Below are 22,039 nucleotides of genomic sequence, written 5' to 3' on the forward strand. Positions count from 1 at the left end.
GTTTTCCGTTCGGGCACAGCCGGGGCTGGGAAACGCCTTGTATTTATGAAACTATGGGGCGGTCGCTTTACGAAAGCCACAGATAAGCTGGTAGAAGAATACACAGCATCGATTCAGTTCGACCAGCAACTATGGAAAGAAGATATCACAGGCAGCCTTGCACATGTGGCGATGCTTGGAAAATGCGGCATTATCGGTGAAGATGAGGCGGCAACGATTGCGGAAGGTTTGAAAAAAGTAGCGAAAATCATTGAAGCAGGCAAAGCCGAGTTCACGATTTCGAATGAAGACGTACATATGAACGTCGAAAAAATGCTGCTTGATGAAGTGGGACCAGTTGGCGGCAAGCTGCATACAGGCCGCAGCCGTAACGATCAGGTGGCGACTGACATGCACCTGTATTTGCGTGCGCGTGTTGTCGAACTCGTAGCATTGATTGCGCAAGTACAGGAGGCTCTTTTAGAGCAGGCAAAAGCAAACGTGGATACTATTTTACCAGGCTATACGCATCTGCAGCGCGCACAGCCGATTTTGTTCGCCCATCATTTGATGGCTTATTACTCTATGTTCCAGCGTGATGCGGAACGCTTGATGGATAGCTTCAAGCGTATTAATGTGCTGCCGCTTGGCGCAGGTGCGCTTGCGGGTACAACATTCCCGATTGACCGGGAGTATGTAGCGGAACTGCTTAAGTTTGATGCGGTTTATACAAACAGCCTGGATGCAGTAAGTGATCGGGACTTTATCATTGAATTCCTCAGCGGGTCGTCACTTCTGATGGCGCATTTGTCTCGTCTGTGTGAAGAGATGATTTTATGGATGAGCAACGAGTTTAATTTTGTGGAGTTGGATGATGCATTCTGCACAGGATCAAGCATCATGCCACAGAAGAAAAATCCGGACGTAGCCGAGCTTGTACGTGGGAAAACGGGTCGTGTGTACGGCAATCTCATGGGAATGCTGACGGTACTGAAAGGGCTACCGCTTGCTTATAACAAGGACATGCAGGAAGATAAAGAAGGCATGTTCGATACAGTTACAACACTGCACGGTGCTCTGTCGCTGTTCGCTCCAATGATTCGGACGATGAAAGTGAAGAAAGAAAACATGCGTCAGGCAGTAGCAGAAGACTTCTCGAATGCGACTGATCTTGCGGATTATCTTGTAGGGAAAGGCATGCCGTTCCGTCAGGCGCACGAAGTTGTCGGCAAAAGCGTACTGTACTGCATTGATGCAGGAAAATATTTGCTTGATATGAAGCTTGATGAGTATAAGCAGTTCTCCGAGTTGTTTGAAGATGATATTTACGCCGCTCTTGATCCGAAGCAAGTTGTGAATGCACGTAACGTGCTCGGTGGCACGGCGAAAAACCAGGTAGAAATTCAACTGAATGCCGCTTCTATCGATTTGCAGCGCACGCATCAGTGGGTAGAAGATCACGAGAAAAAAATCGATGTGCATCTTTTATAGAATGAATCGTGAACGCTAGTATTCGGCAGAATTTAGCATTATTTATCCCGTCATCCCTTTCCAGAGCAGGAGAGGGATGATTTTTTTCGGAAATGCTCAAAAATGGTGTACGATTGTTCATGCGTTTTTATCGACAAATGGTATAATAGCATAGGGGTTTTGTGTTGAATGATGTCACTTTCTAGTAAAAGCAGTAAAATATATTGTAGTCTGGGTGATCCAATTTGATAGAAATGCAGGATGTATGGAAGACGTATCCGAACGGCACGATCGCGCTGCAAGGCATTAATGTTCGCATTAAAAGTGGCGAATTTGTCTATGTGGTGGGACCTTCCGGTTCGGGAAAATCAACGTTTATTAAATTAATGTACCGTGAAGAAAACGCAAATAAAGGCCAGATCATGTTGACCGCAGAAGGAGAGACTTTTGCGATTAATCGTATCAAAGAAAGGCAAATTCCGTATGTGCGTCGCAAGATTGGCGTCGTATTTCAGGATTTTAAACTGCTGCCGCGTCTGACAGTTTATGAGAACGTAGCGTTTGCGATGGAAGTTATTGAAACACCGGTCAAAGATATTAAGCCGCGTGTGATGGAAGTACTTGAGCTTGTTCGCTTGAAACATAAAGCACGCTCGCTTCCCGATCAGCTTTCTGGTGGGGAGCAGCAGCGGGTAGCCATTGCGCGGGCGATCGTAAATAACCCAAGCATCATTATCGCCGATGAGCCGACCGGGAACCTTGATCCCGAGACGTCGATGGATATTATGCAGACGCTACTTGATATTAACCGACGTGGCACCACAGTTGTGATGGCCACGCATAATAGAGAAATTGTGAATAGCGTCCGGAAGCGGGTTATTGCCATTGAAGCAGGCCGCATCATTCGAGATGAGCAGAGAGGGGAGTACGGCTATGAAGACTAGCACGATGACCCGTCATCTGCGTGAAGGATGTAAGAACTTAGGTCGTAACGGCTGGATGACATTTGCCTCGATCAGTGCCGTGATGATTACCCTGCTGACTCTCGGCGTGTTTCTCTTGCTGGCGTTGAATATACAGCATTTGGTTGAGAAGGTAGAGAAGCAGGTTGAGATTCGTGTTATGCTTGATGTTACGAGTGATCAGGCACAAGCTAAGCAGGTAGAAGCAGAGATACGCAAGTTTCCAGAATTACAAGGAATTGAGTTTGTCTCCAAGCAGCAAGGATTGAATAGCTTGAAGCAAAGCTTTGGAAAGCAAGGTTCGCTCTTAAATGGGCTGGAAAAAGAAAATCCGCTGCCTGATTCGTATGTCGTGAAGGCAAAATCACCACAGCAGACGGGAGCACTCGCCAAAAAGATTGAAAAGATTCCAGGTGTAAAGAGTGTAAATTACGCGGAGCAAACAACGGCAAAGTTGTTTGAGGTTACGGATGTAATCCGCTTTGTTATTGTAGCGTTTATTTTTGCGCTTGCCTTTACGGCCATGTTTGTCATCGCGAATACAATCAAGTTAACGATTTTCGCACGCCGCCGCGAGATTGAGATTATGAAGCTTGTCGGAGCAACAAATGGCTTTATTCGCTGGCCATTTTTTGTAGAGGGCGCGTTGATGGGTGTTTTCGGTGCGATCTTACCGATTGTGATTCTAGCAGTGAGCTATAAATGGCTTTTGAACTTCGTGGAAGGAAAGCTTGCACTTTCTTTTCTAGATTTACTGCCGCTTCATCCATTAATGCTGCAGGTTGCGTTTATCTTGCTCGGCATTGGTGCCTTTATCGGTATTTGGGGAAGTATGATGTCCGTGCGCAAATTCTTGCGCGTGTAAAAGGTAGATATAAAAATAAGAGATTTGCAATTCGGGGAGGAAAAGATGAAAAAGAAATTCCTGATTCCGCTTGTAGCAGCTCTTGCAATTACGGGGCTTACTCCGGCAGCTAGCCGGGCTGGTAGTGTATCTGATGTGCAGCAGGAAATTAACCAGATTCGTCAGCAAAGCGAAGCAGCAAAGGCAAAAGTAGGAACGATTAATCAGCAGATTAATAAGCTGCACACTCAGCAGCAGGATACAAAAGAAGACATCATGAGCATTGACCTGAAAATGAATGACACGCAAGCGAAAATTGATCAATTGAATCAAAAAATCCAGGCGACAACCGTTGAGCTTCAGGAAGCTGCTAAAGAACTTCAGGCAGCGATGGAGCGCGTGCAGAAGCGGGATAAGCTGCTCAAAACACGTGTGACAGCTATCTATGAAGCAGGCGACATTTCGTATTTGGAAGTGCTGCTAGGCTCTCAGGATTTCGCAGATTTCCTGGAACGTCTGGATGCGGTCAAATCGATTGTCGATCAGGATGTAACGATTTTAGAAGATAATAAGCGTGACCGTGATATTATCGAGAAACGCAAAAACGAGATTCAGGCGAATCTGACTAACTTGAAAACGATGCAGGCAGAAAATCAGCAGTTAATTGCTGAGATGACAGCGCAGAAAGCGGATCGTGAACGCATTCTGAAAGAGTTGGAGAAGCAGGAAGGCGATCTTGTTGAAATTAAAGACGAGCAGGAGCAGGCAGCACTCGAACTGGTAAACCAGCTTCAGCGAAAACTCGATGAGCAGAACCGGGCTAATTCTGGTAGCGGTGGGGACTCAGGCGGAGAGCCTTCTTTCCACGGAAATGGACAACTTAGTAATCCGCTGCCAGGAGCGCGCTTGTCGTCTCCGTTCGGATACCGCATCCATCCGATTTTGCACACTCGCAAATTCCATGATGGACAGGACATGGCGGCTCCAGAAGGAAGCACAATCATGGCAGCAGGTGATGGGGTGGTAGCGTCAACCGGTTATATGAACGGCTATGGTAATACCGTAGTTATTTACCACGGAAACGGGTTGAGCACATTGTATGCGCATATCCGCAACGGCGGTATTATGGTGTCAGAAGGTCAAAGGGTAAAAGCCGGACAGAAAATCGCAGAAGTAGGGGCAACTGGACGTGCGACCGGGCCGCATCTTCATTTTACAGTGATTCAAAACGGACAGAAAGTAAATCCGATGTCATATATAAATTAAGCAACTCACAATGACGGATATATCCAGGGTATATCCGTCATATACTAGGTGGTAGAAATCGGATTATACAAAGGTGGTGCGTATAGTGGTAGTGAAACGCCGCACATTCATCACCATCATTCTGTTAGCTGTTGTATGTACAAGCATCGTGACGCTTGCGGCTGCCAAATACGTTGGACAGGCGTGGGGCAGCAGTGGTACAGCAGGAAATAAGCAGGAGATGGTGACGGCACCGAACCCGGAACTGGCGAAGATTTACGAAGCGTACCAGATCATTCAGGGAACGGCTCTGGAGAAGCGGGAACAAACTAAGCTGATTGACGGTGCTATCGACGGCATGGTTAAGACGCTCGATGACCCATTCTCCGATTACATGAATCAGAAAGAAACGAAAGATTTCAACTCATCCATTCAGTCCACCTTTGAGGGGATTGGGGCCGAAGTCACGCTGAAAAATGATAAGGTGACAATTGTTTCCCCGTTCAAAGGTTCTCCTGCGGAACGTGCAGGCTTGCGTCCAGGAGATCAGATCCTAAAAGTAAATGGAAAAAGCTTGAGCGGTATGAGCTTAACGGATGCCGTTCTACAGATTCGTGGACCAAAAGGAACGAAAGCAGAGCTTGAAATCATGCGAGCCGGTCTATCTGATCCGATGCAGATTACGGTTGTCCGGGATGATATTCCGGTTGAAACCGTATATGCGGACACTGTTGAGAAGGATGGCAAAACGTACGGTAAGATCGAGATTACACAGTTCTCTGAAAACACCGCGCAGCATTTTGAAAATGAACTGAAGAAGCTCGAAGCCAAAAACATTAGCGGTCTGATTGTGGATGTACGAGGCAATCCAGGAGGCCTGCTGAAATCAGTAGAGGCAATCGGGAATCTCCTCGTACCGAATAAAGGGATTATCCTTCAGATACAGTACAGTGATGGTCGCAAAGACATCGTTCGTTCTGATCTTAAGCAGGCGAAGTATCCGGTTGTAATCTTAACGGATAAAGGAAGTGCGAGCGCATCGGAGATTCTTGCGGGAGCCCTTCAGGAAAATGGCTACAAAGTAGTCGGTGACCAGTCATTCGGGAAAGGAACCGTACAGAATACGATTCCGTTAGAAGATGACAGTCAGTTGAAAATCACAGTCGCCAAGTGGCTGACGCCGAAAGGAAACTGGATTCACAAAAAAGGCATCACACCGGATGTGAAAATTAATCAACCGGACTATTTCACGGCGGCTCCGATTTCGGACAAAACAGAGCTTGTGCGTGATATGAACAGTGCGGATGTGAAAAACTTACAATTGATTCTCAAAGGGCTTGGCCAGGCACCGGGGCGTCAGGATGGCTATTTTGATAGTCATACGGAAACAGCAGTAAAAGCATTCCAGAGTCTGCACCAGCTCCCGATGACGGGACGAGTAGATAAGAAGACAGCACAGCTGATGCAGGAAGAGTTGATTACGCGTATTCGTGATCCGAAGAATGACTTGCAAATGCAGGGTGCGTTGGAAGTATTGTCAAGAGAAGCAAAATGATTTTTCAGCAGGGATTAGGAGCTGAAATAGAGAATTTTACAACCACGGTGTAGAAATGGCCGTGGTTGTTTTTTATGAGGTGGAGGAATAGATATGATAGACTGGTCTACTTTTTTGGTTGATCTGCTTATACAAATTCCGCGTACGCTGCTTAGTCCAGCACTGTATGCGTTTATTCTCTTGCTCTTCTGGTATGCAAGTCGGCAGATTAAACAGGAACGGCGCCTTTTTTCCGTGCGGGTGACGTCTGCACCACGTGAGATTGTACAGGCACTTGTTCCGGGGATCATAGTCGGAGCGGCGATATCGATTCTCTTGTTGGGATTCGGCATTGCATTGTCATACTTCGATGTATTGTCACTCTGGATTGGGAGTTTACTTCTGGGATTGATTGCTCCGCGTTTTGCGGCGGCGGGATATGCGGGTGGTGTGTTGATCGTGCTGTCTGCGCTATTCCGTCAGGTGGATGCGAGTGGGACGGGCCTATTCGCGTCGCTGGCAGGGTGGATGCAGCAGGTGCATGCTCCGGCAATTGCGGCACTGCTTGGCCTTTTATATGTGGCAGAAGGGATATTATTGCGGCGCCCTTCATTATACGGCTGTTCGCCGATGCTGCTTACTAGTCAGCGGGGGCTTGTGGTGGGAGCGTACCGTGTACGTAGGTTGTGGCTCGTCCCGCTGATCACGTTCATTGCAGATGGAACAGGCTCTTATTCATTTGTACTGCCGTCCGGCTGGCCTTGGTGGGCAGGCGCTGCGGTTTTAAGTCTGCTTCCCCTTCCGCTTATGATTGGACATGAGGATACGGCGATTGTCGCGACACCGGACGAGCAGATGCGCAGGCCTGGTACATGGATAATGGGGCTCGGTCTGTTGATTTTTGTGCTTGGTTATCTTGGCACGTACTGGTTACCGTTTGCTGTGCTGGGTGGCGTACTGGCGTTGGCCGGGCATGGTACCTTGCGTATGTACAGCCGCTGGCAGCAGAAGCTTCATGCACCATTATATGTGCAACGGAATAAAGGGGTATGCGTGCTGGGAGTTCTGCCGGGGAGTCCGGCGGATGAGATGGAGATTGTGACGGGCGATGTGATCATGCGAGTGAATGGACAGAGCATTGCTGGGGTAGAGGACTTGTATCCGGCGTTGCAGCAGCAGTCCGCCTTTTGTAAAATGGAAGTGTTGAATCGGGACGGACATATTAAATATGTGCAGCGCTCGGTATACCAGGGAGATCATCATCAGCTCGGATTGATTTTGGCACCGGAAGCAACAGGAGAGATGGTAGGGGTGTCCCGAATGCGTCGCGGGGGGCTTTTGGAACGAAATCATCAGCCGATGGATGAACCTGAATCGAGTGTGCCGTTGGATCAAGGAAAGGATGTTTCATTTTGATTGTCAGTTATATAGTTGCATTGATCATGCCGCTTGTGCTGGCGGCTGTTCTCTCGCGTGCCATACGAAATGTATGGGTAGGTATCATCGCGACATTTGGTATCATGATGGTCGGCTTCGATGGGGCGTATCAACCGCTTCCGGTTATACTCATCGGTGCTGCAGCTGGATTGATCGGTATGTACATCGGGTATCTTTGGTTGAAGTCGAATAATCTTACAGAATGAAAAGAGGCACCGTGACTTGTACTCACGGTGCCTTTCTGTTGCTTATAAATCAGATGCTGTCTGAATTAATTTGTTGCTGCTGCTTGATGTTTTTCACCTTTAGCTGGGAATTTGATGCCGAGTGCTTCAAGCTGAGTTTTAGCTTCATCTTTTGTTAAAGTACCCGCTTTTACTTGATCACGAATGGCTTTTACTTTTGCTTTGGTAGCATCGTCAAGTTTATTGAAAGCACCTTGATGACGTTCTGGTGCTTTGATGCCGAGTGCTTCGAGCTGAGCTTTAGCTTCATCTTTCGTTAAAGTACCCGCTTTTTCTTGTTCGAAAATGGCTTTTACTTTTTCCTTTGTCGCAGCATCAAGGTTAGCGAAGTGATCTTGATGTTGTGGCAGTTTAATGCCGAGTGCTTCGAGTTGAGCTTTCGCTTGATCATGAGTTAAAGTGCCAGCTTTTTCTTGTTCGAAAATGGCTTTTACTTTTGCTTTGGTAGCATCGTCAAGTTTATTAAGAAACCCTTCGCGGTGTTGTGGGGCTTTGATACCGAGTGCTTCTAATTGAGTTTTCGCTGCTTCTTGTGTTAGTGTGCCAGCTTTCACCTGATCACGAATGGCTTTTACTTTTTCTTTCGTCGCAGCATCAAGGGTAGCATGTGCATGATGTCCAGCATATTGTTTCTCTTGGGATGGTGATTGTGCAGGTGCATCAGCAGCAAACACAGATCCAACGGATGCCAGAGCGAATACAGCACCTAAAGCAGTTGCAACAAGTTTCTTTTTCATAAATAGCCATCTCCTTTAATGTAAGTGGGGTTTTGTTTACGTCTTAATAATGGACTAGAAATATGGTAAGAATGTCAAACAATTATGGGGAATTATAAAAAATAAAAGCAGCGTCCTATTTACTAGGAAGCTGCTTTTATACACATTACCTCGCTTGCTCTAACCGTTTAGCCACAAGCGAAAGACTGAAGTTTACCACAAAGTACATCAATGCAATGATAAGCAAAATCGGGATGATATAGTTTGTGTGCGTATTGTAGATGATCTGTCCGTTATGCATGACATCTTCAAGGGTGATGATGATCGCAAGTGAGGTATCTTTCAACAGTGAGATGAATTGACTGACCATCGGCGGTGCCATGCGGCGGAGCGCCTGTGGGAGCACGATGTGTCGTAGTGTCTGCATATAGGACATGCCGGATGAACGGGCTGCCTCGATCTGTCCCTTGTCAACAGATTGCAGACCACTGCGGACAATTTCAGAAATCATAGCCGCTTCAAATATAGTAAGAGCTGCAATTGCTGCGCTAAATACCTCAAGCTTAATACCGATATCCGGGAGTGCGAAGTAAACGAAAAAGATGATGAGGATGAGCGGTAGATTTCGAATCGTTTCTACACAGACGAACATCGCCTGTGACAGAACTGGAATTTTCATATAGCGAATTACGCCAATAATGACGGCGAAAATAAATGATAGGATAATCGCGATTGCGGCGACCTCTAGGGTAACAAGAAAGCCCTCTAGCAAAAAGCGTAAATTAGCAGCGCTATAAGCACCAGCAAAATCCATAACGGTCACTCCTTTCGTAGTACAGTGTCTGCTTATCTATGTCCGACGCGCATGCGGCGTTCTAGCAAGTTGACCAGAATCGATAGTGGAACGGTAAGTAATAGGTAGAAGGCCGCTACGAGTATATACGTTTCGAATGTATGGAACGTACTGGTTGCTACAATATCGGCGTGGTACATCAGGTCCATCCCGGCGATGACACCGAGAATGGCTGAGTTTTTTACCAGGTTAATAAATTGATTGCCGAGTGGCGGAATCACAATTCGGAATGCTTGCGGCAGAATGACGTAGCGCATTGCTTGCACATATGATAGACCCGACGAGCGGGCCGCTTCCATCTGTCCTTTGGAAATGGATTGAATCCCAGCTCGAATCGCTTCCGAGATAAAGGCTGCTGTATAAATCGTGAGGCCAAGTGTTCCGGCAGCAAAGGAGTTGATCTCGATTCCTAAACCCGGCAGTCCGAAATAAAAGAAGAATATCTGAATAAGTAGCGGGGTATTACGGATAAATTCAACATAAGCACGCCCAATAAAGACAAGTAGCCGAAATGGCGAAATGCAGAGCAAGGCTACAAGTGTGCCGAGTGCTAAGCTTGCTACCAGTGCGAGTAGACTGACCTCCAGCGTGGTAAGCAGTCCACTTGTATATTCATGGGAGTAGGTTGAGTAAATTTCTACAATCGTGTTTAGCATGCTTCCCCGTCCTTTCTGTGAAAAAAAGGGCCTGTCGGTCAGTGAAGCGCACCGTCAGACCCAGTTCTGCTTATTTTTTCTCTGGCTTTTTGTTAAACCATTTCTCATGGAGTTTATCGTATTCACCGGAAGATTTCATTTCCTTGATTGTTTCGTTTACAGCTTTCAGCATTTCTGTGTCGCCTTTGCGAACCGCAATGCCATACGGTTCATCCGTGAACAGACCGCCTACGAGCTTATAATTCGGATCTTCTTTCTGCATGCCAAGCAGAATGGAGTTATCAGTTGTAAGCGCATCACCTTTTTTCGACTTAAGCGCAGTGAATGCTTCCGCATAGTTCTCGTATTCCGCTACTTTTGCTTCGGGAGATTTCTCACGGATGTTTTTCGCGGAAGTAGAGCCTTTTACCGCGATGACGGTTTTGCCTTTCAAATCCTGAATACCCGTAATCGGGGAGTTATTAGCAACGAGCAGCGATTGGCCTGCTTCAAAGTATACATCAGAGAAATCAACCTGTTTCTTCCGTTCCTCTGTAATGGTCATTGTTGCAACAATCGCATCGATGTCACCATTGTTAAGAAGCGGGATACGTGTTTTAGAGGTTACTTCTTTCAACTCAATTTTGTTTTCATCGCCAACGACCTTTTTTGCCACAGCTTTTGCCACATCAATGTCAAAGCCTTTAACCTGACCGTCTGCTGGGTCTTTTTTACCGAACAGGTTGGTGTCGTATTTTACACCGACAATGAGTTTTCCGCGTTCTTTTGCTGCGGCGACGGCACTTTTTACTGTTTTGGTGTCGCCGCCACTTGTAGCTGTTCCGGCTGCTGGTTTATCTCCACCACCACCACAACCTGTGAGAGCAGCAGTAATAGCAAGCGCCATTGTTATAACGGATACTTTCCATTTTTTCTTTACCATTAAAAAATCCCCCTTTATATATGTGTGATAAAAGAACTCAACATTAGTGATTAAGTAAACGACTTAGGAAAGCGCGAGCCCGCTCTTCTTTCGGATTCTCGAAGAAAGTATTCGGCTCGCTTACTTCAACAATCTGACCCTGATCCATAAAGACAACACGGTTCGCTACTTCACGGGCAAATCCCATCTCGTGTGTCACAACGACCATCGTAATCCCTTCGTGAGCCAGACTTTTCATAACGTCCAGTACTTCCCCGATCATCTCCGGGTCAAGTGCAGAGGTTGGCTCATCGAACAGCATAACTTTTGGCTTCATGGCAAGACCGCGAGCAATTGCTACACGCTGTTGCTGACCGCCTGACAGTTCGCCCGGATATGCATCGGCTTTATGGGCAAGTCCGACTTTTTCGAGATAGTAACGGGCTGTTTTATCCGCTTCCTGTTTCGGGATATTCCGGACTTTACGCGGAGCTAGCGTAATGTTTTCAAGCACTGTCATGTGCGGGTACAGGTTAAAGTGCTGAAAGACCATGCCAATCTCTTGGCGCATTTCGTTAAGATTTGTTTTACGGTCATGAACACGTACGCCGTCCACAATCAGTTCACCAGATGAAATCGCTTCCAAACGATTGATGCAACGGAGCATGGTAGATTTACCGGAACCGGAAGGGCCGATTACAACGACAACTTCGCCTGCTGAGATCGTTAGGTTGATGTCTTTGAGAACGTGAAAGGAGCCGTAATGTTTATCTACCTGGCGAAATTCAATCATTCGCAATCCTCCTAAACAAAACAGTAAAAATTTTATTAATATTTTATTAATGATACCCTGCATCAGTAAAAAATGTAAATATTAATTTATCGTAAAAATAAGAAAAATACATTTTCAATATGAACAAAACTCATGAACTTATAACCAGAGAGAACTTTTGTTCGGTTAAATTGCGTTTTCGCATAGCTCATATGCTATAATAGAAGGTAGTATTTTGTGCAGAAAGATGGTGAGATGTTGGAAAGGCTTACGAAAAAATTCGAGCTCGTCTCTGATTACGAACCAAAAGGTGATCAGCCAACTGCGATTGCTGCACTAGTGAATGGAGTTGAAGCGGGCAAGAAGCATCAAACATTGCTAGGTGCAACTGGAACAGGGAAAACATTCACGATGGCACAGGTTATTAATCGTGTCCAGAAGCCAACACTGGTCATTGCCCATAATAAAACACTTGCTGCTCAGTTAGCCAGCGAGTTCAAGGAGTTCTTCCCGCATAATGCGGTAGAATACTTCGTCAGTTACTATGATTACTATCAGCCGGAAGCGTACATTCCGCAATCGGATACGTATATTGAGAAAGATGCTAGCATTAATGAAGAGATTGACAAGCTCCGTCACTCAGCAACGAGCGCATTGTTTGAGCGTAATGATGTCATTATTGTGGCGAGTGTGTCTTGCATTTATGGTCTCGGTTCACCGCAGGAATACGGTTCCCTTCTATTATCATTGCGTCGGGGAATGGAGAAAGGGCGGGACGACGTACTGCGCAAGCTGATTGACATTCAGTATGATCGGAACGACATTAACTTTACGCGCGGTACATTTCGCGTGCGTGGAGATGTGGTGGAGATCTTTCCTGCCTCTACAAGTGAACATGCGATACGTGTAGAGTTTTTCGGTGATGAAATTGAGCGGATCACCGAAATTGATGTGTTAACGGGTGCTGTGCTTCTGGAGCGGGAACACGTCGCGATTTTTCCGGCGTCTCACTTCGTAACTGGACCGGATAAGATGAGTAAGGCGATCATCAGCATCGAAGCGGAGTTGGAACAGCAGCTGGCGCATTTTAAAGAGCAGGGCAAGCTGCTAGAAGCGCAGCGCTTAGAGCAGCGAACACGCTATGACATCGAGATGATGCAGGAGATGGGCTACTGCTCGGGTGTAGAGAACTATTCACGTCATCTAGCGGGGCTTGCCCCAGGTGCGACACCGTATACGTTACTTGATTACTTTCCAGATGATTTTATGATTATGGCGGATGAGTCCCACATTACGATTCCGCAAATTCGCGGGATGTATAACGGGGATAAGGCTCGTAAGGATATGCTCATTCAGCATGGTTTCCGCCTGCCGTCCGCAGCCGATAACCGCCCGCTGCAATTCAAAGAATTTGAGAAACATATTAATCGGATTGTTTATGTATCGGCGACACCAGGTCCGTATGAGCTGGAGAAGGCACCGGATGTAGTCGAGCAGGTGATTCGTCCGACAGGCCTGCTTGATCCAACCATTGATGTGCGTCCATCACAAGGTCAGATTGATGATCTAGTAGGGGAGATTCATGACCGGATTGCCTGTGGTGAACGGGTGCTGGTGACGACACTTACGAAAAAAATGTCGGAGGATTTAACCGACTACCTCAAAGAGATTGGAATCAAAGTGCGCTATTTGCACTCGGATATTAAAACGATTGAACGTATGCAAATTATTCGTGATCTGCGGCTTGGTGTGTTTGACGTACTGATTGGCATTAACCTGCTGCGGGAAGGGTTAGATATACCGGAAGTATCGTTGGTAGCGATTCTTGATGCAGATAAAGAAGGCTTCCTGCGCAACGAACGTTCGCTGATCCAGACCATCGGGCGGGCGGCACGTAATGCGAGCGGTCATGTGATTATGTACGCTGATAAAATCACCCAATCCATTGAGAAGGCATTGGATGAGACGAGCCGTCGCCGGAAGCGGCAGATTGCGTATAACGAAGAACATGGCATCACACCGCAGACGATTCAAAAAGCGGTGCGTGATGTGATTGAAGCAACGAAAGTGGCTGAGCAAGAGGAAGAGTATTTGCCGCAGAAGATGTATAGCAAATTGAGTAAGAAAGAGCGTAAAGAAGTAGTGGCACGTATGGAAGACGAGATGAAGGAAGCAGCACGTGCCCTGAATTTTGAGCGGGCGGCTGAGCTGCGCGATCTGATTCTTGAATTGAAAGCGGAAGGATGATGACGGGCGTATGAGCCGTGAGAATATTGTCATTAAGGGCGCACGCGCCCATAACTTGAAAAATGTTGACATTACGATTCCGCGCGACAAGTTTGTGGTTCTGACCGGATTGTCCGGTTCAGGAAAATCGTCGCTTGCGTTTGATACGATTTATGCGGAAGGCCAGCGTCGCTATGTAGAGTCGCTCTCTGCGTATGCGCGTCAGTTCCTCGGTCAAATGGACAAGCCGGATGTGGACTCAATTGAAGGGCTTTCTCCGGCGATTTCGATTGATCAGAAAACAACGAGTCGCAACCCGCGTTCTACTGTCGGGACTGTCACTGAAATTTATGATTACTTGCGTCTGTTATACGCCCGTATCGGACGTCCACATTGTCCGGAGCATGGGATCGAAATCACAGCACAGACAGTTGAGCAAATGGTAGATCGTATTGTGGTGTATCCAGAGAAAACCCGCTTGCAAATTCTTGCTCCGCTCATTCAAGGGCGTAAAGGCGAGCATGTTAAGCTGCTCGAAGAGATTCGTACGCAAGGATATGTGCGCGTGCGCATCGATGGAGAAGTACGGGATCTGTCTGAGGAGATTAAGCTAGAGAAGAACAAGAAGCATACGATTGAAGTCGTGATCGACCGGATTGTGGTGAAAGAAGGTATCGAGAGTCGTCTGGCAGACTCCCTTGAGACCGCACTTCGTTTGGCAGAAGGTCGTGTACTTGTCGATGTGATGGAGAAGGAAGAACTGTTATTTAGTCAGAACCTTGCCTGTCCGACTTGCGGCTTTAGCATGTCTGAGCTTGAACCGCGTCTGTTCTCTTTTAACAGCCCGTTTGGTGCTTGCTCGACTTGTGATGGGCTTGGCAGTCAGCTAGAGGTTGACCCAGATCTGGTCGTACCGGACAAGACAAAGAGCGTGAACGAAGGGGCGCTTGAACCGTGGAACAGTTCTACATCGGAATACTACAGTCAGATTTTGAGCTGTGTTGCGAAGCATTATGCGATTGATCTGGACAAGCCGTTCGAGGAATTGACGGATGAACAGCAGCATGTGCTTTTGTTTGGTAGTGGGAAAGAAAAGATTCTGTTTCGTTACAAGAGCGATTTTAGCACGACGGTGCGGGAGACGCATACGACATTTGAAGGCGTAGTCAACAACGTGCAGCGCCGCTATCGGGAGACAGGCTCAGATCATGTTCGTCAGCAGCTTGAACTGTACATGAGCCAAAAGGATTGCCCGACTTGCAAGGGGGATCGACTGCGTCCTGAAGCACTTGCGGTGCTGGTAGGTGGGAAAAACATTGCGTATGTAACTGATTTGTCTGTTGTCGATGCTCATGCGTTTTTTGATACGCTGGAATTGACGGATAAAGAGATGCAGATTGCTCGCCTGATTTTAAAAGAAATCCAGGCCCGCTTGCAGTTCCTCGTTGATGTTGGACTGGATTATTTAACGATGAGCCGCTCAGCCGGTACGCTGTCCGGTGGGGAAGCCCAGCGTATTCGCTTGGCAACCCAGATTGGTTCGAGTCTGATGGGTGTGCTCTATATTCTCGACGAGCCAAGCATCGGCCTGCATCAGCGTGACAATGAGCGCCTGATCAAGACGCTTGAGCATATGCGTGATCTTGGTAACACGCTTATTGTGGTTGAACACGATGAAGATACGATGCTGGCAGCGGATTATATTATTGATATTGGACCGGGTGCGGGCATTCATGGCGGGCAGATGGTCGCGCAGGGAACGCCTGAGGAGATTATGAATGATCCGAACTCGCTAACTGGTCAGTATTTAAGTGGACGCAAGTTTATTCCGGTGCCGCTCGAACGCCGTCAGCCGAATGGCAAATGGATTAAAGTGACGGGTGCGAAAGAGAATAACTTGCGCAATGTTACGCTCAAAGTGCCGCTTGGCTTGTTTACGTGTGTAACGGGTGTATCCGGTTCGGGGAAATCGACACTCATTAATGAAATTTTACACAAGGCGCTTGCGCGAGATTTGCATAAATCGAAAGCGAAGCCAGGTTCATTCCGTAAAATCGAAGGCATTGAGCATCTTGATAAGGTCATTGACATTGATCAGTCACCAATCGGACGGACGCCACGTTCTAATCCGGCCACATACACTGGCGTATTTGACGACATTCGCGACTTGTTCGCGCAGACGAATGAAGCGAAGATGCGCGGTTATCAGAAAGGTCGGTTTAGCTTTAATGTGAAGGGTGGTCGCTGCGAAGCCTGTCGTGGTGACGGGATTATTAAAATTGAGATGCACTTCCTGCCTGATGTATACGTGCCATGTGAAGTATGTCACGGCAAGCGTTATAACCGTGAAACACTCGAAGTACGGTATAAAGGCAAGAACATTGCCAATGTACTTGAGATGACGGTAGAAGATGCGCTTGAGTTTTTCAAAAACATTCCGCGCATTCAGCGTAAAATGCAGACGTTGTTCGATGTAGGTCTTGGTTATGTGAAGCTTGGTCAGCCTGCTACGACGCTGTCGGGCGGGGAAGCGCAGCGCGTAAAGCTGGCATCTGAACTGTACCGCCGCAGCAATGGAAAAACGCTCTATATTCTTGACGAGCCAACAACTGGCTTGCATATTGATGATATTGATCGTCTACTTCGTGTGTTACAACGTCTTGTCGAGGCAGGAGATAGTGTGCTTGTCATTGAACATAATCTCGATGTGATTAAGACCGCCGATCATATTATCGATCTCGGTCCAGATGGCGGAAATCGAGGCGGTACGATTGTGGGAGAGGGAACACCGGAAGAGTTGATCCAGGTGGGAGAGTCTTACACCGCTCAGTTCCTCGCACCTGTGCTTATACGGGATCGAGAACGGTCAGAAGCTCGCTTGCAGATGCAATAACGGAAGTAGATAATTTGGGAGAAGGACGATTATGAGAAGGAGAAGGCATTGCTTTTTCCTGTCTTGTAATCGTCCTTTTTTGATTCTTCTTTTAGATGGAGGTAATTTTGAATTTGGATGCTTCTTGATTTAACTGTTCAGCTAGTTTAGATAAGTCACTTGAAGAAGCGGCTACTTCTTCGACAGTCGCAGCTTGTTCCTGTGCTGCCGCTGCTACTTGTTCGGCGGAAGCGGCGGATAATTTGATCAGTCGGTTGATTTGCTGTAAAAGGACAAGACCTTGTTCGGAGTCGCGGGCAAGTATATGGAAAATCTCTTTTACTTGTTCCACGCTTGCTTTTGTTTCTGCCGTTTGTGTAACGATCATTTCAAGGGCTGTTCCTGCTTTCTCAATCATTTGTTCTTGCTCCTCGATTTCAAGCAGATTTTCTTCCATAGTGCGTACGGTATAAGAAGTTTCTTCTTGAATATGGGTAATCATATGAACGATTTTCTGCGCGGCCTCGTTGGATGCTTCTGCTAGTTTGCGTACCTCGTCTGCGACAACAGCAAACCCCTTGCCCTGTTCTCCTGCTCGGGCCGCTTCAATGGCCGCGTTCAGAGCGAGGAGATTGGTCTGACTGGCAATGTCTGTGATAACGGTAATGATGCTTCCGATTTCATTGGAGCGTTGGCCGAGACGATGAATGGAATCGGTTGCAAATGAAACCATTTTTGTTACCTTATGCAGATGTTCAATTGATTCGCGGATAGCTTTATCTCCTTCGCATGCGACTTGTGAGGAGGTGGATGCGTTATCCATCGTATGTTCTACATGCTGGATACCCGTTCGGGCCTCTTTAATGGCTCGCTCCATATTGTGTAGTAGGATGGTAGATTGTTCCGCTTGCTCAAGAGCTTGTGCTGACACATCGCTGATTGTAGCGGCGATGTGTGTGGAGGCTGTACTTGTTTGATGCGCAGCTGATTCTAGATCGTGAGAGGAGGTGGAAGCAAGACGGCCACTCTCAGAAAGATTTTGAACGGTAGCTTGCAGATTTGTAATCATTTTTTGGAAGCTGTGTGCGAGATCGGTAATCTCGTCATCTGCTTTTCGCTTCATCTCGAATGCCTGTAGTTCGTAGTTCGCGATGTGATGCGCGGTCTCTGTCAATGTGGACAGTGGACGAATAATCGAACGGCGGAGGGAGAATATTCCTAACGTTACAACGATGACTGAGAGCAGGATGGCAATCCCGATATTTTGTAGCGCTGATGTAAAAGCGAGATCGACGTATGGCGCCTCTGGTACACCAACATACCATATGCCAATGACTGCGCCTTGCGCGTCTTTGATTGGTTCGTAAGCCGTCTGGTTCCAGTTTCCGACTACTTGGGCCCGTCCAGTATAACGCTCTCCTTTTTTCAGAACAATGTTCCCGACCTCTGGGGCGATCTTGGTACCGACTGCCCGGCTGCCATCTTCTTTTTTTACATTTGTGGCGACACGTGTATCACCGAGAAAGAGTGTTACTGTGTTTCCATTAGTAAAGGTACTGATCTGGTCCACTAGCTCATTGTTGTTATTCATCAGTACACTTCCTTTATACAGCTTGCCGTTGTCGGCTCGCCACTCCCCGGGGACTTTCTGATTTATGTACTCATAGCCAAGTACAAGATCACCTGTTAGTTTCTTTTGTGCGCTTTCAATCAAATTGCTTTTTGTTGTCGTATACGCATTCCATGATAGAAGCGAGGCTAGGATAAAAGTGCTGAGAAGCAGACCCGTAATGATTTTTTTCCCGATTGTCCAGCGCATTTTATGATTCCTCCTTTTTATTGGATCAGCATAATTATCTGATCATATGATCTTTTTACTTATTATAACGTGATAAGGAAAAGCAAGGAAAAATATTTCTTCCTGATTTAGTGAAGATGTAATGAGGAGAGAAAACATAAAAATGAGGAGTGGACGGGCAATATGATACAATAGGAACAATCATTATAGAAAGAAAGGGTGGAACATGTGAAGAAAACGCATGTGCGGGATATTATTAATCATTTCCATTTAAAAGTGGCCGCTGGGGAAGCGGGTGTACGCCGGGAAATCACTGTAAGTGATATCAGTCGTCCGGGGCTTGAGATTGCCGGGCATTTTCAGTTCTACCCTGCCGAGCGTGTACAATTACTCGGGCAGAAAGAAATGAGTTTTTTCGATATGTTATCCGATGCAGAAAAGGCAGAAAGTGCTGAACGTCTGCTAGATGAGCAGACACCGTGTATTTGTGTGGCGCATGGCTGTGAAGTTCCGACCATTCTGCTCACAAAAGCCGAAGAACGTGGAATTCCTGTTCTGACGTCTTCTCTTGCAACTACGAAACTGTCAAGTAAATTGACAACCTATCTAGAAGGACGATTAGCTCCGACAACGACGATGCATGGGGTGCTTGTCGATGTATACGGGATCGGCGTGCTCATTGTGGGACAGAGTTCCATCGGAAAAAGTGAAACGGCGCTTGAACTCGTAAAACGTGGCCATCGCCTGGTAGCGGATGATGCAGTGGAAGTACGACAAACACAGGAGAATCAGCTGATTGGTAGTGCTCCAGAGTTGATTCAGCATTTGCTTGAAATCCGCGGTGTTGGCATTATTAATGTCATGACGCTATTTGGTGCCGGGGCGATTCGGAATTTTAAGCGGATCACACTTGTCATTCGCTTAGAAATCTGGGACCCGGAGAAGCAGTATGAGCGTCTAGGATTAGATGAAGAGAAGTTAAAAATTTTAGACACAGACGTACCACAAATGACGATTCCAGTTCGTCCAGGGCGTAACCTGGCGGTGATCGTGGAAGTAGCGGCGATGAACTTCCGTCTGAAGCGTATGGGCTATAATGCAGCGGTTGTATTTAGTAAGAAACTGACAGATACGATCGAAGAAGCGGCAGACGACATCTAAGGAGAGATACGATATGGTAAAGGCTCTTAACCCGATCGCGTTCCATCTGGGGCCGATCCCTGTACATTGGTATGGACTTATTCTGGGGACAGCGGCACTTGTTGGGCTGTTGCTTGCCTTACGAGAAGCGCGTAGGGTCGGCATGGACCCGGAGATTATTATGGATGTGGTCATGTACGGGGTTCCGGCTGCGATTATTGGGGCGCGTATTTATTATGTTATTTTTCGCTGGGATGAATATTACAGCACGCATCCGAGTGAGATTATTGCAATCTGGCATGGTGGAATCGCGATTCATGGTGCGTTAATTGGGGCGATCTTGGCGGGCTATATCTATTCTCGAGTTCATAATATTTCGTTCTGGCGTCTGACAGACATTGTAGCACCGAGCTTAATTATTGGGCAGGCAATCGGTCGCTGGGGGAATTTTATGAATCAGGAAGCGCATGGTGGGCCGGTGACGCTGGAGTTTCTACAACGGCTGCATCTTCCGCAGTTTATTATCAATCAGATGTACATCCTTGACCCGATAACGAATACATACCAGTATTATCATCCGACATTCCTGTATGAATCAATCTGGGACCTGGCGGGCTTTCTGCTGCTTATTACGCTTCGCCGGGTGGTCAGATTACGGCGTGGAGACTTGTTCCTGACGTATATCATCTGGTATTCGATTGGACGTTTTTTCATAGAGGGATTGCGGACGGACAGTTTGATGCTGACAGATTACTTGCGTATGGCACAGGTGATTAGTTTGGTGCTGATTGTACTGGCACTGATCCTGATGGTTGTACGTCGCCGTCTTGGCTATGCCGATAAGCGATATGGAGAAGAGTGAGAAATAATACGTACATAAGGAAGGGATATAATGTTGCGATATGAGTATGTGCTGTTTGATCTTGATGGTACACTGATTGACACGAACAACCTGATTTTAACTTCATTTATGTATACATTAGAAAAATACTATCCAGGCAAATATACGCGTGATGACATTCTCCCGCATATGGGTAAGCCGTTGTATGACCAGATGGAGATATTCGGACCCGAGCATGTAGACGAGCTGGTGCAGGTGTACCGTGAGCATAATGACCTCGTACATGACGAGCTTGTACGCGAATTTCCGAATGTTGTGCAGACGGTACATGATTTGGCAGCTATGGGTGTGAAAATGGGGATTGTGACTACAAAACAGCGCCATACTGCGGAAATGGGAGTACGCATGTTTGGACTTGATAAATATATGGACGCATTTGTGGCCTACCAGGATACGGAAGAGCACAAACCGCATCCAGCTCCAGTGTTAAAAGCCATCGAATTGCTGAATGCTGACCCGACTCGTACATTAATGGTTGGAGACAGCCAGTACGATATTCAGGCAGCACAAAATGCGGGTGTGGCATCAGCAGGTGTAGCGTGGAGTCTGAAAGGGGCGTCGTTTCTTTCTACATTCGAGCCAACGTATTTGCTGAATGATATGTCTGATTTAATTCAGATCGTCAAGCAGCCAATCGAAAGCGAGTAAGAGGTGGCATATGGCAAAGCGAAAAACAGAACGCTACCCGGTGACGGGCGCTAATTCGCTCTGGCAGATTTACAGAACGGTGAGCTTCTGGAAAGTTATGAAATGCTTCACTGTTGTCCAACTCGCTCGCTATGTTCCATGGCTCCCGATGAAAAATTGGATGTATCGTAACTTTCTGGGCATGAAGATCGGCCAGCAAACATCGGTTGCACTGATGGTCATGATGGATTCGATGTTTCCGGAGCGCATTTCGATTGGAGACAACAGCATTATTGGATATAATACGACGATTCTTGCGCATGAGTATTTAATAGAAGAGTATCGGCTCGGTGATGTCAAGATCGGCTCGAATGTAATGATCGGGGCAAACTCGACGATTCTTCCGGGCGTGACGATTGGCGATGGAGCGATCGTGTCAGCGGCAACACTTGTGCATCAAGACGTGCCAGCCGGGGCATTCGTCGGGGGGAATCCGATGCAGATCATCCGGCAGCCCTCTTAATCGAGTGCAAAAAATCATGAAGGAGGTATGAGGCAAGCGGGAAGTATATGTTCAAACGCTGTCTGTTTCTTTTCGGCAAAGAAGTGTAACTGTCCGCTTCAGGGCAATGCTTTTTGAACATATACTTCCGGTGTTCATACTCTCATGGTTTTTGTTAGGCTAAGAGTGTTGTAAGGGAAGCGGAAGCAATTATTTTGACAAAGCTAGAGGAGACAGCGTTCGAAAAGCGCTGTCTTTTCTTTTTATACCGAGCGGAGGCAAGAAACGGGGATTAAGAACGGCAATTGGCTCCATCGTTAAGAAACCCAGATGTTTTGCCGTTCCCCCGTTTCTTGGCG

At 46.9% G+C, this 22,039-nt stretch carries 19 protein-coding genes; 13 read left to right on the forward strand and 6 right to left on the reverse strand.

Annotated features, from left to right (window positions below; all coding sequences use genetic code 11):
- The first annotated feature begins 45 nt into the window (after window positions 1-45).
- The 7 genes from argH to PO771_RS01770 all read left to right on the forward strand — a co-directional run bounded on the left by argH (window position 46) and on the right by PO771_RS01770 (window position 7,677).
- Entirely contained in the window at window positions 46-1,470 is a 1,425-nt protein-coding gene (argH, locus tag PO771_RS01740; RefSeq protein ID WP_272561596.1) for an argininosuccinate lyase, read from the forward strand.
- A 224-nt stretch (window positions 1,471-1,694) separates the two neighbouring features.
- Window positions 1,695-2,393: a cell division ATP-binding protein FtsE gene (gene ftsE, locus PO771_RS01745; protein ID WP_272561597.1), complete on the forward strand. Its 699-nt coding sequence runs from the start codon at window positions 1,695-1,697 to the stop codon at window positions 2,391-2,393.
- On the forward strand, window positions 2,383-3,276 hold the full coding sequence (gene ftsX / locus PO771_RS01750) for a permease-like cell division protein FtsX (RefSeq protein WP_272561598.1): 894 nt from the start codon (window positions 2,383-2,385) through the stop codon (window positions 3,274-3,276). The genes ftsE and ftsX overlap by 11 nt, the downstream gene beginning before the upstream one ends.
- Before the next feature lie 45 nt (window positions 3,277-3,321).
- A complete protein-coding gene (locus PO771_RS01755) occupies window positions 3,322-4,521 on the forward strand; it encodes a murein hydrolase activator EnvC family protein (RefSeq protein ID WP_272561599.1) in 1,200 nt (399 codons plus the stop codon).
- 91 nt (window positions 4,522-4,612) lie between these two features.
- Window positions 4,613-6,055 carry a S41 family peptidase gene (locus PO771_RS01760; protein WP_479688786.1) on the forward strand — a complete coding sequence of 481 codons (1,443 nt, stop codon included), beginning with the start codon at window positions 4,613-4,615 and terminating at the stop codon, window positions 6,053-6,055.
- A gap of 93 nt (window positions 6,056-6,148) precedes the next feature.
- Window positions 6,149-7,450 (forward strand): PDZ domain-containing protein, encoded by a 1,302-nt coding sequence (locus PO771_RS01765; protein ID WP_272561601.1) that lies wholly within the window; start codon window positions 6,149-6,151, stop codon window positions 7,448-7,450.
- Window positions 7,447-7,677 (forward strand): hypothetical protein, encoded by a 231-nt coding sequence (locus PO771_RS01770; protein ID WP_272561602.1) that lies wholly within the window; start codon window positions 7,447-7,449, stop codon window positions 7,675-7,677. Before PO771_RS01765 ends, PO771_RS01770 begins: the two co-directional genes overlap by 4 nt.
- 65 nt (window positions 7,678-7,742) lie before the next feature.
- Here PO771_RS01770 and PO771_RS01775 read toward each other — a convergent pair whose 3' ends face one another.
- From PO771_RS01775 to PO771_RS01795, 5 genes are all read right to left on the reverse strand, one after another.
- Window positions 7,743-8,453 carry a hypothetical protein gene (locus PO771_RS01775; protein WP_272561603.1) on the reverse strand — a complete coding sequence of 237 codons (711 nt, stop codon included), beginning with the start codon at window positions 8,451-8,453 and terminating at the stop codon, window positions 7,743-7,745.
- A 145-nt stretch (window positions 8,454-8,598) separates the two neighbouring features.
- The gene (locus tag PO771_RS01780) at window positions 8,599-9,246 is read right to left on the reverse strand and encodes an amino acid ABC transporter permease (RefSeq protein WP_272561604.1); all 648 of its coding nucleotides are present in this window, start codon (window positions 9,244-9,246) and stop codon (window positions 8,599-8,601) included.
- Window positions 9,247-9,278: 32 nt separating this feature from the next.
- On the reverse strand, window positions 9,279-9,941 hold the full coding sequence (locus PO771_RS01785) for an amino acid ABC transporter permease (RefSeq protein ID WP_272561605.1): 663 nt from the start codon (window positions 9,939-9,941) through the stop codon (window positions 9,279-9,281).
- A gap of 70 nt (window positions 9,942-10,011) precedes the next feature.
- Window positions 10,012-10,863 carry a transporter substrate-binding domain-containing protein gene (locus tag PO771_RS01790; RefSeq protein ID WP_272561606.1) on the reverse strand — a complete coding sequence of 284 codons (852 nt, stop codon included), beginning with the start codon at window positions 10,861-10,863 and terminating at the stop codon, window positions 10,012-10,014.
- A 43-nt stretch (window positions 10,864-10,906) separates the two neighbouring features.
- A complete protein-coding gene (locus PO771_RS01795; protein WP_272561607.1) occupies window positions 10,907-11,635 on the reverse strand; it encodes an amino acid ABC transporter ATP-binding protein in 729 nt (242 codons plus the stop codon).
- A 234-nt stretch (window positions 11,636-11,869) separates the two neighbouring features.
- Here PO771_RS01795 and uvrB point away from each other — a divergent pair, with 234 nt between their 5' ends.
- Together uvrB and uvrA are read left to right on the forward strand one after the other, a co-directional pair.
- Window positions 11,870-13,861 (forward strand): excinuclease ABC subunit UvrB, encoded by a 1,992-nt coding sequence (uvrB, locus tag PO771_RS01800; RefSeq protein WP_272563083.1) that lies wholly within the window; start codon window positions 11,870-11,872, stop codon window positions 13,859-13,861.
- A gap of 10 nt (window positions 13,862-13,871) precedes the next feature.
- Window positions 13,872-16,733: an excinuclease ABC subunit UvrA gene (gene uvrA, locus PO771_RS01805; RefSeq protein ID WP_272561608.1), complete on the forward strand. Its 2,862-nt coding sequence runs from the start codon at window positions 13,872-13,874 to the stop codon at window positions 16,731-16,733.
- 91 nt (window positions 16,734-16,824) lie between these two features.
- Here the strand turns inward: uvrA and PO771_RS01810 are convergent, their stop codons facing one another.
- Complete coding sequence (locus PO771_RS01810; protein WP_272561609.1) at window positions 16,825-18,531, reverse strand: methyl-accepting chemotaxis protein; 1,707 nt, start codon at window positions 18,529-18,531, stop codon at window positions 16,825-16,827.
- A gap of 207 nt (window positions 18,532-18,738) precedes the next feature.
- On the opposite strand from PO771_RS01810, the gene hprK reads away from it, so the two are divergent.
- From hprK to PO771_RS01830, 4 genes are read left to right on the forward strand one after another with little or no spacing between them, the layout of a single operon-like run.
- The gene (gene hprK, locus PO771_RS01815; RefSeq protein WP_272561610.1) at window positions 18,739-19,671 is read left to right on the forward strand and encodes an HPr(Ser) kinase/phosphatase; all 933 of its coding nucleotides are present in this window, start codon (window positions 18,739-18,741) and stop codon (window positions 19,669-19,671) included.
- A gap of 13 nt (window positions 19,672-19,684) precedes the next feature.
- Window positions 19,685-20,512, forward strand: coding sequence for a prolipoprotein diacylglyceryl transferase (gene lgt / locus PO771_RS01820; protein ID WP_272561611.1), 828 nt, complete (start codon window positions 19,685-19,687; stop codon window positions 20,510-20,512).
- Window positions 20,513-20,542: 30 nt separating this feature from the next.
- Window positions 20,543-21,199, forward strand: coding sequence for a pyrophosphatase PpaX (gene ppaX, locus PO771_RS01825; protein WP_272561612.1), 657 nt, complete (start codon window positions 20,543-20,545; stop codon window positions 21,197-21,199).
- 10 nt (window positions 21,200-21,209) lie between these two features.
- Window positions 21,210-21,701 (forward strand): acyltransferase, encoded by a 492-nt coding sequence (locus PO771_RS01830; protein ID WP_272561613.1) that lies wholly within the window; start codon window positions 21,210-21,212, stop codon window positions 21,699-21,701.
- The last annotated feature ends 338 nt before the right edge of the window (window positions 21,702-22,039 follow it).

The sequence above is a fragment of the Aneurinibacillus uraniidurans genome (assembly GCF_028471905.1).
GTDB classification, from domain to species: Bacteria; Bacillota; Bacilli; order Aneurinibacillales; family Aneurinibacillaceae; genus Aneurinibacillus; species Aneurinibacillus uraniidurans.